10 protein-coding genes are annotated in these 11,098 nt (G+C 56.2%); 6 read left to right on the top strand and 4 right to left on the bottom strand.

Translation table 11 applies throughout. From position 1 onward, the window contains the following. Positions 1 to 77 precede the first annotated feature (77 nt). Positions 78 to 830 (top strand): hypothetical protein, encoded by a 753-nt coding sequence (locus tag SO140_RS44470; RefSeq protein ID WP_449384454.1) that lies wholly within the window; start codon positions 78 to 80, stop codon positions 828 to 830. A gap of 250 nt (positions 831 to 1,080) precedes the next feature. Then, positions 1,081 to 1,755 carry a recombinase family protein gene (locus SO140_RS44465; protein WP_498544092.1) on the top strand — a complete coding sequence of 225 codons (675 nt, stop codon included), beginning with the start codon at positions 1,081 to 1,083 and terminating at the stop codon, positions 1,753 to 1,755. Between the two features lie 53 nt (positions 1,756 to 1,808). Here the strand turns inward: SO140_RS44465 and SO140_RS44460 are convergent, their stop codons facing one another. Both SO140_RS44460 and SO140_RS44455 read right to left on the bottom strand, forming a co-directional pair. Continuing rightward, positions 1,809 to 2,114, bottom strand: coding sequence for a hypothetical protein (locus tag SO140_RS44460; RefSeq protein WP_449384456.1), 306 nt, complete (start codon positions 2,112 to 2,114; stop codon positions 1,809 to 1,811). A gap of 270 nt (positions 2,115 to 2,384) precedes the next feature. Continuing rightward, positions 2,385 to 2,639: a helix-turn-helix domain-containing protein gene (locus SO140_RS44455; RefSeq protein ID WP_449384457.1), complete on the bottom strand. Its 255-nt coding sequence runs from the start codon at positions 2,637 to 2,639 to the stop codon at positions 2,385 to 2,387. A 58-nt stretch (positions 2,640 to 2,697) separates the two neighbouring features. On the opposite strand from SO140_RS44455, the gene SO140_RS44450 reads away from it, so the two are divergent. Beyond that, positions 2,698 to 3,039, top strand: coding sequence for a hypothetical protein (locus tag SO140_RS44450; RefSeq protein WP_449384458.1), 342 nt, complete (start codon positions 2,698 to 2,700; stop codon positions 3,037 to 3,039). 213 nt (positions 3,040 to 3,252) lie between these two features. Continuing rightward, positions 3,253 to 3,735, top strand: a complete 483-nt coding sequence (locus tag SO140_RS44445; protein ID WP_449384459.1) for a hypothetical protein — start codon at positions 3,253 to 3,255, stop codon at positions 3,733 to 3,735. A gap of 152 nt (positions 3,736 to 3,887) precedes the next feature. Here the strand turns inward: SO140_RS44445 and SO140_RS44440 are convergent, their stop codons facing one another. Continuing rightward, positions 3,888 to 4,055: a hypothetical protein gene (locus SO140_RS44440; RefSeq protein ID WP_449384460.1), complete on the bottom strand. Its 168-nt coding sequence runs from the start codon at positions 4,053 to 4,055 to the stop codon at positions 3,888 to 3,890. Next, a complete protein-coding gene (locus SO140_RS44435; protein ID WP_449384461.1) occupies positions 4,027 to 4,260 on the bottom strand; it encodes a hypothetical protein in 234 nt (77 codons plus the stop codon). The genes SO140_RS44440 and SO140_RS44435 overlap by 29 nt, the downstream gene beginning before the upstream one ends. Before the next feature lie 827 nt (positions 4,261 to 5,087). Here SO140_RS44435 and SO140_RS44430 point away from each other — a divergent pair. Beyond that, positions 5,088 to 6,173, top strand: coding sequence for a helix-turn-helix transcriptional regulator (locus tag SO140_RS44430; protein WP_449384462.1), 1,086 nt, complete (start codon positions 5,088 to 5,090; stop codon positions 6,171 to 6,173). A gap of 189 nt (positions 6,174 to 6,362) precedes the next feature. Then, positions 6,363 to 10,913 carry a cadherin-like domain-containing protein gene (locus SO140_RS44425; protein ID WP_449384463.1) on the top strand — a complete coding sequence of 1,517 codons (4,551 nt, stop codon included), beginning with the start codon at positions 6,363 to 6,365 and terminating at the stop codon, positions 10,911 to 10,913. Positions 10,914 to 11,098: the final 185 nt, after the last annotated feature.

Below are 11,098 nucleotides of genomic sequence, written 5' to 3'. Positions count from 1 at the left end.
AAAACCTGATCGAGCTCATCAAGGTTTACAAAGAGAACCCTGAACTGCTCAGGCGGTGACCCTGCGGCCTACGCCGAATGGATACAATTATCGCGCTGCTCCGGGATCTGTTTGTGTTTATTCCCGAGCAACTGGAGAGATTTTTCAATGAGGAAGCGGTAATTCGATCGCGGGCGCTGACGCGCCAGTTTGACGTCTACATGGCAGCTAGTCCGGTAAACATTCACGGCATCCGCGAAATGCGCGATGAATCCGAGAGAGCTGCCTTTGAGTTGCTCGAGCGAGGGCCAAGCATCTATCAGGCAGCCAACGGAGCCGCACTATTTGTCTTGGCGATATACAAGGTTGTTCGCGTAGATCGACGCGAAAGAGCCCAGTTCCTCGATCAGACGATTGCACGCATGACTGAATGGTTGAGTGATGCACCGGGAATGTTCGGAGCGGCGCTCAAGCAATTACAGAAAATCATCTCTGAAAATCGCGCTAGTCTAAGCCAAATACCGCGAGGTCGAGTTGAGCTTCACCGTTCGGAAGGCAGTATGGATATTGGCGGAGATCCTCCGAGGTCATTGCGAACCAACATCTACTTATATACCTATATCCAAATTGACGAAGTCAATTTAACTCGCTCGCCTATCGACCCCGAAGTGACAAGCGACGGTGGCGAATTGTCGCTTGACGACCGCGTGGTAGAGGAAAAGATTTCTGCCATGAGGGCTCGTATCGATTCACTCTTAAACACAATACGAAGCGCTGAGGCGAACAAGCTCATCTTGGAGGGGCACATCGCGGCCCTGACAGATATAATTAACCAGCTTAGGCAAGCTTAAGTCAGCCGTAGTAATGAGTTGAGGTCTGCCACCGGCTTTCTCGAACGCTTTCCGAGGTCCTCCTCTCCCTCGCCTCCAGGCGTTTGATTATCGACAGCGAGGGGCCCGCTGCTTCCCCAACTTGCTCGAGCGACTGGCAGCGTCCTCTCATTTGCAGCCCCTCCATCCATTGCGCCTAAATTCTCTTGTGCCGAACGGCCGGCTGTCGTACGGATTTCCTTAGATATCTGTACAACTCGGGATTAAGCCCATGTCAGGTCAAGAGAAACGCCAGCGGCGGCCTGCAATCGGTTACACGAGAACGAGTTCAGCGGCGAACGTCGGGGCGGACAAGGACAGCGTGGTTCGCCAGCGGAAGGCAGTCCAGGCCTACGCCAACCGCGCCGGCTACAAGATCGTGGCGTGGTTCGATGACCCCGCCGTTGCCGGAAGCGACACGATCGATACTCGGCCAGGCTTCATGGCCGCCCTCGAAATGATCGCCGGCAATGGCGTCCGGACCATCATCGTCGAAACTGCCAATCGCTTCGCTCGGGACTTGATCGTCCAGGAAACTGGCTGGAAGCGTCTAAACGCAGAGGGAGTGGCACTGATCGCGGCTGACTCTCCCGATCAATTCGTGGACGATACTCCTACGGCGGTGCTGATCCGTCAGATCCTTGGGGCAGTTGCCCAGTTCGATAAAGCCATGACGGTGGCCAAGCTGCGAGGCGCTAGGGAGCGGAAACGCCGCAGGACAGGCGCCAAGGTCGAGGGCAGAAAGAGCTGGGCCGAGCGCAAGCCCGAGATGGTCCAAGAGGCGAAGCGCCTTCAGGCTGCCAATCTTTCCCTGCGCGAGATCGCGGCCGAGCTCGCCAGGCTTGGACACGTCAACGAGAACGGCGCAACATTCTCCGCGTCGTCAGTGAAATCGATGCTGGCGTGAGGACGTTGCGCTGCCTTTGTCCTGCCAGAGCTAGCAGCCGACGCGGCGAGCAATCAGCTCCGTTCGCCTAAACCCTCAGGAAAGGTCTGCCAGCCTTCGATCTTGACCCTTTTTCCGGTTGCGGCCTCGAGTTCTGCGGTTGTCCGCATCACATGCGGAAAGCCGCGCGCCAACTCCCGCCACATAGCTCTTCCGTCTTCTCTGAGAAGCGGATCGGTCATGGCTCTCAGCGAATGCACCCAGACAATCAGCCCTGCCGCAGCCGCGAAATCGCCAGAGCCCTGCAGTTTTTGAACCGTCCGTGAGAAATTAAAGGTCAGTTCGGGGTGCTGGGCTAGGACGGCACCTGGCTGCAGCAACTCAACCCCTCAGTTTCGGCCAGCCGATTGCGCCATTCCGCAGCCGCGATAACCATCATGCCCACTTCTGCGGAATCGAGAGCGGCCAATCGCTGAACAAAATCCGTGATTTCGCGCTTCTGCGCACTAGCGCCCCATAAAGCCAGTTTTCGGGATAGCCAACCCATTTATGAGGTTCCTACTTCCTTGAATGCACGCTCAGCGGCTTTGCACGAGCAGCGGTCCGAAACCATGCCCTGGCAGAGCGTCGTGACGTTAATCAGCGGTTGGCTATCGCTTTCTCTTCCGTAACCTCACCCCCGCCCCTCCGCCGTTCTCTGGAATAAATTCTATACCGGCCTTCTCAAGCGCGGCCACAAGCGCGTTACCGGTCTCCGCTCTCCCGCCAACCTCACCATCCGCAGCCTCCAATCTCTTGACGGTGGGGACTGACACTCCTGACTGAGTGGCTAGATCATCCTGCGACCAGCCGAGCAACGCTCGGGCCGCTTTGATCTGACGAATTGATACTTTTAGTATTGACATCCTACCCGATCCGATGAGATACTTTTAGTATCAGATAGCAAGCCAGCGAGCAACCCAGATGACAAAGAGCACCTTCGCGGTGAACGGCGGAGCTATGCCCAAATTCGACCGCGCAGCCATCATGCGCCGAGCTTGGGCCATCTTCCGAGAAACGTACCTCTATCCGCAGATCAAATTCATCGACATTGGCCGCAAGTGCTTCGCGTGGGCACTCCGGCGAGCTTGGGCTGAAGCTATGCAGAACGCCGTGGTCGCGGCAAAGGCGGCTCAGGCGAAAGCTGAGCGCGTTGAGACGCTGCAAGCACTGATCGGCCGCGCCGCCTACATCGACCACGGGCCTACCTGGCGCGCAACGATCGCCGCCTACCGGGACGAAATCCGTCAACTGCAAGCCACTTGACACCTGAAAACTTCCCGCGGCTCACAACAGGATAATTCCATGACCCACTTAGCTCCGCTCACGCTTTGCGCTCCGGGCGCGTCTCAATTGTTATCGCGTGACCTGATTCCCGCTAGCCAATCTGGCGCATGTCAGCTCCCTCAAACCCAGCCAGAACCTTCCTCGCGCCCGTCGATTTCTTCGAGCGGGGAAGCAATCAACAGGAGATCTATAATGAACATGCTCGTCCGAAGCGCCGCCGTCATTGCCGCAGCTCCCACGATGGCGGCCGCTTCCGCCGACAGCGATCCGGTGTTCGCCGCCCTGGCGGCGCACCGCTCGGCTGATAAAGCATTGGCAGAGGCGTACGATGCTCTAGAGGCGGCTGAGCGTGAACTGAAGAAAGCCGGCGATCTTGAACCATACGTCGAAAGCGTCGGCAATCCCTGGGGCGCTGGAGGATTTCGTTCGACCTCTCACGAGCAGATCGACCTGTACTCCCCAGCGGACATGTACCCCGATCGCAACCGCGCTGAGCATGCTGCGCTTGCTGCGTCGATCGCGCGCCGGGATGCGCGGCTCAATCCGCTGCAAAAGGCGGTGAAAGTTGCAGAGGACGTCGAGCTCAAAGCGCGGTACAGGGTCGATGAGATCGAGCCCACCACGTTTGAGGGAGCCCTGGCCGCGCTCACATTTACACGCAAATACACTCTCTGAGAGCGTAGCGAGGCTCCATGGAGATAACGAAGCGAGGCCCGACCTTGGAAGCAAATCCGACCGGACCTCGCAACCGCGAATCCCGTGCAGGGGAACGTAGAGAAAGATCGTATGGCGGGCTGACACTCGCCTGACGCACCCCTTAACGAAGATTAGGATCTTGCCGTCTTCTCGGGATGACCGATCTTGTCGAGCGCGTCGGCCAGCGTGTTCAGGAACACACGGCGCCAATCACCGGTCGGGTCCGTTGCGATCTGCCGGAGCTCGCGGTCGTCGTCAGGCAGCTCCCAATCATCGAGGGTGGCGACGCAGCGCGTCAAAGCCACGATCCCTGCTACCGGTGCGGATCAGCGTATCCGCATATTTGGCGAGCTCATCTCGTCTGGAGGCGGTGATCTTATCGGCCGCCTCAAATTCAGGACCGTCCAGGAGCTTCGTAGAAACATCCGCCGCCGCGGAATGCCGTTTCGACAGCTCCCGGTGGCGTTCGATGGCTGCGAAAATCGGATCGTCCTTTATAGTCATGCTGGAGTGCCTGAGGTTTGGGCCTATCACGGCCGACAATTCTGCCGCGGCACTTGTGCCCTGAACTGAGACGATTCCTAGGCTTCTGGATGCCCCTTTCCTATTAATCAGGTTTCCTTCATCCCCAATCGCTTCGCGCAATGGCTCTCGGGGACTGTAAAAAGCCGTATGAAGTGGCGCTGCCTGGATCATCAGTCCTACGCCTCCGGCAGATCGCGTCAGGGTGCTCCGGATCGCAGGACCAAGAAATGGCCATTGAGGTTACGGCGATCGCTTACTGAGGAGCGGCAGAAAACTTGTTCGGCGGCATTAGCTTGAGTTCGTAGCATACGATTCTGGCCCCGGTTGGGAGCCTGAATCACGGGGGGTCTGGCCGAACGCAATGCTTCTGGCCCGGTCCCAGCCTCGGCGCTCTTGGACGAAAGCGGATCTCAACCAACCGACAAACTCAGCCGAAATCGTCGACGTCAGGCCCCGACGCGCCGCAAGCTAGTGGTGCAGCGCCGAAGACAGGGCACTTCCGTAGGCAACCTTTTAAATGAAGCTGGATTTATCTATTAATTAATATAGCATTTAATTTATAAATCAGACGGAGACGCCATCACCGAGAGGCCTCGCAACTGCTTGTCAGCACTGAATTTTTTTAAATGTGCCATTTGGGGGTTCATGAGAATGCGTTCTATTGCATCGTGCCCTTTGGCGAATGATCTTCGTATTAGACCTCTTACCGCTTATTGGCGACTTCGCGCCGATGCGCTTGCTCCGTGCACTGCTGGCCCATGGATCGAGATTCTTTGTAATTGCGATGACGCCGGAGCCAGCGATCAATGAACGATATCGTTGATCGAATTTACGAGGCAGCCGTCATTCCTGATCTGTGGATAGATATTCTCGACCGGATTGCCGCCATTGCGCGTTGCGATGGCGGTATTCTGATTGCTGCTGATCCCGATCAAAATGTTCGAGCCGTTTCATCGGACTGCCTTTCGCCCATGCTGCGCGCGTTTATCGATGAAGGATGGATGCGCCAGAACATACGCGCATCGCGTCTCGCGCCTCTGAACTACTCCGGTTTCGTCGTCGACCTCGATCTCGTGACTCCTGAAGAAGCCGAAACAGACCCATTCTACGTGGATTGCTTGCGGAAGTTCGGCGGCGGCGTCGGGACTGGAACTGTGATACCGGCGCCATCCGGCGACCTCATCATTTTCAATATTGAGCGCTCCCACAAGAAGGGCTTTGTAGATCGGGAAGTGCTACCAGTTCTCGATACGTTGCGCCCGCACCTCGCCCGCTCTGCGTTGTTGGCAGTTCGCTTGGGGTTGGAGCGCGCCCGAGCCATGACGGAAACACTGAGCAAGCTGGCATTGCCTGGAGCAGCCCTCGACGCAAATGGGCGAGTTCTTTCCGCCAATCTTCTGCTTGAGCAGATGGGCGCTCAATTCAAATCAGCGGCAGGGGGGCGACTGATAATTTCACATCACCGTTCGCACGATCTATTTCGGGCCGCCCTCGAAGCCCTTGGTGGTCGCGACGCAGAAGCGCGAGCGTATTCGTTTCCTGTCCCGGCCAACGGGGATGGCCCGGCTTGCGTTGCGCATATGCTTCCTGTGCGCCGGCAGGCGCGCGACATTTTTTCCGGCGCGTCGAGCGTATTTGTCGTTACCCCTCTAACCAACGCAAAGGCGCCGCCAGCTCACGTACTCAACGGCTTGTTTGATCTGAGCCCGGCGGAGGCAAAAGTTGCACGCGGCCTCGTGGAGGGCAGCAGCATCGAACAGATCGCCAAGCATAGCAATCTCTCGCGTGAGACGGTGCGCAACCAACTCAAGTCTGTGTTGGCGAAGACGGGAACGGGGCGCCAAGCCGAGCTAGTGAGTTTTTTGACCAGCGTCCACATCGGCCGCAGCTGAAACGCGCGGGGCCTTGGTTGTCGGTGAGCCGTTGGATTGAGCGCCGCGCGGCACAGGGCGGGAATGACCCATTTGGGTCATGGCTTACCGATCAATAAACTGTACCTTCCCGTAGCCAATTATTCTTTCTGAGTTTCCAAAGCTGCGCGTGCAGCATTCAATTCGTAGACATTCCTTTGTGAGGAAGTAATGACGACGTATTGGGTCGAATTTGTATACAACATGGACCGGGGCAATTTCGCTCCTGACGATCAGAATTTTCCGGGAAGCGGTCAGCTGGCCTCGTTTTTGGGCAATCCTGTTTACGGCCCTTCTGTGGATCCGACACCGTACTCGTCCTACCCTTTCGGATACATTGAACAGGCTTACGCAGCAGTGCCTCAAGGGAATTGGGAATTGGTGCAGCAGCCAAACGGGCTCAATTGGCATTTTGAAGAGACCAATATTGTCGAATGGACCTACACGATTGGGATTGGCAATTACTTCGTAGCAGGGAGTCAGCCTGATCCAACTATCTTGGTCGGTCCAACGGCAACTGACAGCGCGACAGAGGCGCAGCCCTCACCATATGAACCTCCCGGTACAAGTCCCGGTATTTTTACTGTTCAATGGACGACCTATGCGTGGGAAGAGATCAATGTAGGGCCGCCCTCAGGGCCAATCGTAAATATTAGCAATGCGCCGACGGTTCACAAGTCGGCATCACAGCCGCAGACAGAAACCTTCACCGTTTCACTATCGTCTCCTAGCAGTGACACAATTACTGTCGACTACGCCACCCATAATGGAACGGCGATAGCAGGAGCGGATTTCCAAGACTCCCATGGGACGCTGACCTTTGCACCGGGACAAACAACACAAACGATTCAGGTTCCCCTTCTCGAAAACCCACTTTCTAGTCCACCCTCCGAACAGTTTTCGGTCGTACTGAGTAACTTGACTGAATCGGGAGGCACGGGCGCCGTCGTCGGTATCAATACGGGATTTGGTGCGATCGACCAGAATACGCTCTTCACCACAGGAGCAGAGACCGTCAATTTCAACAGTCTCACGGACAATCAAGCAGCCGCAATCGATGACGGTGCTGACCTTTACAATGCTCTGGGTGGTGGCGACACCATTACGCTTCCGAATGCTGATCCTGGTGACACTAGCATTGCTATTTCTCTCACGGACAAGACGTTTGATCTCCATCATACTTTCGCAATTGGCGACAGTCCTACTGGAGTGACTACAAACGTTTACGGAAGTAGTGGCAGCTACAACCTAGCACTTGGCGCAGGCGCACAGACGGTTACGATCAACGGCGCAGGTACAACCAAAGTCGCTGCCGGTTCAGGGGTAGATAGCTTTTCGATCTCTGGCGGCGGGACCTTGGAGGTCAATGGAAATCTAGGAGGTGGCTCGGCGACTATCGGCGCTAATTCGACACTAGAATTGAACGGCGCTGACATTGGGACGATTACGTTTGCTGGTACCAATGCAACGCTAAAAATCGACGGGAGCACGACGCCGACGGGCGTGATCTCTGGTTTTACCCCGGGCGACAGCTTTGATATTGCCAGTTTGCCGTTTGATGGACATGGCTATACGATTTGGGAGACGAGCACGAAGACTCTTCAGTTCGTGGACAACGGAGCTGTTTACAATTTCAGTCTATCGCAGCCGATCGTAGGCGGGGTGACTCTATTCTCAGATAAGAACGGGGGGACGGAGATCGCGTACATTTCGAATCCGGCTACCCATTATTCGACGTCACCAGCACCGCCGCCTCCGGCACTACAGACGTTCAATCCTTATAGCGCGGTTGTTCAGCTAACCTACACGGCGCCAGATGGAGACACCGACATTGGAACGGGGTTCATAGTCGGCCCTCACACCATTCTCACTGCCGCGCACGTACTTACACATGTGAAATTAGAATCCCCGTTAGGACCAGTCTCGGGTCCAATAGTAACGATCAACGGCGTTGATATTTCTATCGGTACCTTCAGTACCTTTACGGACCCACAGTATGTTAGCTCAGCGACATTTAACGATCTGAATGAGATTCATGACTTCGGTGTAATCAACACTTCGGTCAATCTTGCCTCGTACGGAATGTTTCAACTGACATCTGGCTTTGCGGCGGGAAGCGTCAATATTACTGGATACCCAGGTGGCCTTGGCCCTCAGTATAACTCTATCCAAAATGTAATCCTTGGCGCCACTGGCTTTCTAGAAGATCCGGGTAATCTTGGCGCAGGTGCTAGTGGCGGTCCGGTCTGGGTGTCCGATGGAAGCTCATCCACAGCTGTCGGTATCTATGTTGGCGTTCCAGATGCTTCTCTACAATTCACCCCAGCTGACATTTCGGAAATACTCGGATGGGAGGCGCTCGGCCTTTCGCTGTCCAAAGTCGCGGAAGGCTACATTTCCGGCGCAACCGTCTTCGCCGACGCCAATGGCACCGGCCAACTCGCCTCCAATGATGTTTCGACCACAACGGATTCAACGGGTAGCTTTTCGCTGAGCGGCGGCTCAGGCCCGCTGATCGCGTACGGGGGCACGGATACATCCCTAGGATTGCAGTTTAAGGGACAATTGTCTGCGCCTGCAGGATCGACCGACATCACTCCACTGACGACACTGCTTACTGATCTTGCTTCAGACTCATTTGCGCAAACGAAGGTTCTTACGGCTCTCGGCCTTTCCACAACTCTAGACCTCACCACATTCGATCCGATCGCTGCAGCGCAAGGCGGCAGTCCCGATGGCGCTGCTGCAGAGGTCGCGGGTGAAAAGGTCTACGACACCGTCTCTATGATTGCGTCCGCGCTCGCCGGAATGGGCGCAGCGTTTTCTCCGAGTCTTCAGGCAGCGTTTTCGTCCCTTGCTTCTGCCTTGGACGCCACAGGCATCAATTTGAGCGACAAGACCGCTCTGAGTGCCCTGTTCACCCAAGTCGCGCAGATGGAGGGCATAACACTCGGGCAAGGCACGGCCGATACCATCGCCTCCGTTATTGCAGCTGGCAACGCCGCACTGGACCACGTTCTTCAGACGGATCAGTCCGGCGCTCAGTTGCTCAGCGATGCCGCTGGTATTGCACTTGTGGAGCAAGGAGCCGCATCGACCGCGATCACGAATGCGGCTGGCAACTCTAGTCAGTTGCAAGTAGTCGCGAACCTATTCACGGGAGCCAATCTTGGGACGCTGATCGCTCAGGCTCAAAATGAAACACAAAGTCCGGGTCAAGATCTAGGACCCATTGCTTTTAATGGTGCTACCTCAACCGACCAGAACACGGTTCTAAAAGCTTCTGTGTCGGCCGTCGATCTGGCGGGTAATGGCATCACATACGCACTGGACGGGACCGCTCCGGCCGGGCTGACTTTCAACTCCGATGGCACCTTCAGTTTCGATCCAGGTACGAACTATAAGTACCTGGCTCTCGGCGAAAGCACGACCATGTCGTTCAAGTTCACCGCTAGTGATGGCCGAGGGACAGCGGGCACCGGAACAGAGACGATAACAATTAACGGTCTGAACGATCCGCCGACACTCGACAGCACTCATACCACAGCGAGTGAGACCATCAACGAACTGCCACATACCACCGGCAGCACTGCGATCGACAAAGTGACCGGGGTTATTGCCTTTACCGATCCTGACCTCAGTCATCGCCCCGCAGCCACTATCGACACCAAGGACGAGACCTTTTCATACCAAGACTCTAGCGGTCATGACTATGCTCTCACCCCCGCTCAGATCGCGACTTTTGAGGCGGCAATCAGCATCCAGCCTGAATCAGGCAACACCAACGCTGGAACTATCGATTGGGTGTTCAGCTTCGCGGACAAGCAGATCGATTTTGTAGGAACTGGCGAGAGCGTGACCGCTACCATTCCAGTCGTCATCGATGATCAGCACGGTGGCACGGTTACGCAGGATGTGGTCGTTACAATTGACGGCGCAAACGACAACCCCGTCGCGGCGCCAGATGGTAACGTTGTGGCTTGGGGGCGCACTCTTAAGGTCGCGGCCGACGAGGGTGTGCTTGCTAACGACAGCGATCCCGACATCCACGACAAACTTACCGTCCAGGCCGTCGATGGTAAAACGAAGGCTGTGGGCCATGCTATCGAGGGCAAATATGGCTGGCTGACCCTAAATGCCGACGGCAGCTATACGTACACCGCGAGCCGCAACCATGACGACTTTGGCTGGTATCACCGCGGGTGGGACGATCGTGGCTGGGACGACCGCGGTGGAATAAAGCAGGACACCTTCACGTACACCGTTTCTGACGGCCACGGCGGTTTGACCACTTCGACGCTCAACATCGTCGTTTTCGAAAAGGGCACCACATACCTATCAGGAGCCAATACAACTCTCACGGCGGCTCATAACGGGCCGTACGTGCTCGATGGCTCAGCACGCGGCGATACGTTGAAAGCTGGCCATGGAGACGCCGTCTTGATTGGCGGTAGCGGCGATACCCTTATCGCAGGAAAGGGCGACGACACTTTCCTCTTCCGACCGGATTTTGGAAACGACATCATCAAGAACTTCAATATTCACGAAGACACGCTGGAGTTCGATCACAGCATCTTCAGAAGTACGCACGACATCTTGGCCCACACGACTAACACGGCAGCTGGTGCGGCTATTTCGGATGGACAGGGCGGCACGGTTACTCTGCTAGGCGTTACAACGGCCGAGTTGCACGCGCATGAGCATGACTTTCACCTGGTTTGATGCAGCTGGCTTATTGATTGGTGGCAAAAAGAGAGTACTTCTAAAACAGGCGCCGAGGTCGCTCGTGGCCCTTCGCTAATTGCACCGCCGCGCGAGCTTGACCGCTTATGTGCTGGTTTTTGGACGCCGGCAAGAAGGAGGCTCCGCAGGGTCAACTGACCGGCGTCCAAAAAGCGCCAAGGCAC

The sequence above is a fragment of the Bradyrhizobium sp. UFLA05-108 genome (assembly GCF_059803455.1).
This window is presented reverse-complemented; position numbering and strand designations above follow the sequence as displayed.